Consider the following 428-nt stretch of genomic DNA (forward strand, 5'->3'; position numbering starts at 1 on the left):
GTCTGGGGCGTGTTCGGCGACGGCGAGATGGACGAGCCCGAAAGCATGAGCGCCCTCACGCTGGCCGCGCGCGAGGGGCTGGACAACCTGGTCTGGGTGGTCAACTGCAATCTGCAGCGGCTGGACGGCCCGGTGCGCGGCAACGGCCGCATCGTCGATGAGCTGGAGCGGCTGTTTGCCGGCGCGGGCTGGAACGTGGTCAAGCTGCTGTGGGGCAGCGACTTGGAAGGGTTGTTTGCGCGCGACCTCACCGGCACCCTGGCACGCACGCTGGGCGGCACGGTGGACGGGCAGATGCAGACCTTCGCCGCCAAGGACGTACGCTACAACCGCGAGCATTTCTTCGGACAGAACCCCGAGCTCGCCGCCCTGGCCCAGGGCCTGACGGACGAGCAGATCGACCGCTTGAAGCGCGGCGGCCATGACCT

Annotated in this window: 1 pseudogene; it reads left to right on the forward strand. The window is 68.7% G+C overall.

The features are described from left to right. Positions 1-428, forward strand: a pseudogene (locus JHD80_RS27155) (pyruvate dehydrogenase (acetyl-transferring), homodimeric type); the annotation flags it as partial.

The organism is Allobosea sp. ASV33, assembly GCF_016428755.1.
Lineage (GTDB): Bacteria > Pseudomonadota > Alphaproteobacteria > Rhizobiales > Beijerinckiaceae > Allobosea.